Origin of the sequence: Mesorhizobium delmotii (assembly GCF_900149755.1) — a bacterium.
Classification (GTDB): domain Bacteria; phylum Pseudomonadota; class Alphaproteobacteria; order Rhizobiales; family Rhizobiaceae; genus Mesorhizobium; species Mesorhizobium delmotii.
Genome location: NZ_FUIG01000039.1, coordinates 1 through 1,197 on the forward strand (window position 1 = coordinate 1; position 1,197 = coordinate 1,197).

1 protein-coding gene and 1 pseudogene are annotated in these 1,197 nt (G+C 60.8%); both read right to left on the minus strand.

The window, feature by feature from the left end; genetic code table 11:
- Nucleotide 1: 1 nt before the first annotated feature.
- Nucleotides 2-76: pseudogene (locus BQ8482_RS40655) on the minus strand (NADH-quinone oxidoreductase subunit D-related protein); the annotation flags it as partial.
- A gap of 42 nt (nt 77-118) precedes the next feature.
- On the minus strand, nt 119-1,197 hold a 1,079-nt coding region (groEL, locus tag BQ8482_RS22365), incomplete at its 5' end, for a chaperonin GroEL (RefSeq protein ID WP_244602932.1).

Below are 1,197 nucleotides of genomic sequence, written 5' to 3' on the forward strand. Positions count from 1 at the left end.
CCTATCGATCGATCTCCCCGAACACGATGTCGAGCGAACCGATGATCGCCGAGATATCGGCTCGCATGTGCCCGCGTCGCTGGCCTTCCGTCGTCCTGGCTATAGTCTCAGGCGCCGCTCAGTAGTCCATTCCGCCCATGCCGCCCATACCTCCTGCGCCACCCATAGCGGGCGAAACCTTCTGCGGAATGTCCGCGATCATTGCTTCAGCGGTGATCAGGAGCGCGGCAATCGAGCCGGCATCCTGCAGGGCCGTCCGAACGACCTTGGCGGGGTCGACGATACCGGCCTTGATCATGTCGACATAGACTTCGTTCTGGGCGTCGAAGCCCTGATTGTGATCCTTGCTGTCGGAGAGCTTGCCGACGACGATCGAACCTTCAACGCCGGAATTCTCGGCGATCTGGCGGATCGGCGCTTCAAGTGCTCTCAGCACAATCGAAATACCTGCCGTCATGTCAGCATTCGCGCCAGTAAGCTCAGTCAAAGCTGCCTTGGCGCGCAAAAGCGCAACACCGCCGCCGGCAACGATGCCTTCTTCCACGGCTGCACGAGTGGCGTTCAGCGCATCATCGATGCGGTCCTTCTTTTCCTTGACTTCCGTCTCGGTCGCGCCGCCGACGCGAATGACAGCAACGCCGCCAGCCAGCTTCGCCAGCCGCTCCTGGAGTTTCTCCTTGTCGTAATCCGAGGTCGTTTCCTCGATCTGCAACTTGATCTGCTGGACACGCGCCTGGATCGTGGCCTTCTCGCCGGCGCCGTCGATGATCGTCGTCGTGTCCTTCTCGATCAGCACGCGCTTGGCGCGGCCTAGCATGTCGATGGTGATGTTTTCGAGTTTGATGCCGAGATCCTCGGAAATCATCTGGCCGGCGGTGAGCACGGCAATGTCTTCCAGCATCGCCTTGCGCCGGTCACCGAAGCCTGGCGCCTTGACGGCTGCGACCTTGAGGCCGCCGCGCAGCTTGTTGACGACCAGCGTCGCCAGCGCCTCGCCTTCGACGTCTTCCGAGATGATCAGCAGCGGCTTACCGCTTTGCACCACAGCTTCGAGGATCGGCAGCAACGCCTGCAAATTGCCGAGCTTCTTCTCATGGATGAGAACGTAAGGGTCCTCCAGCTCCGCGCGCATCTTCTCGGCATTGGTGACGAAATAGGGCGAGAGATAGCCACGGTCGAACTGCATGCCCTCGACGA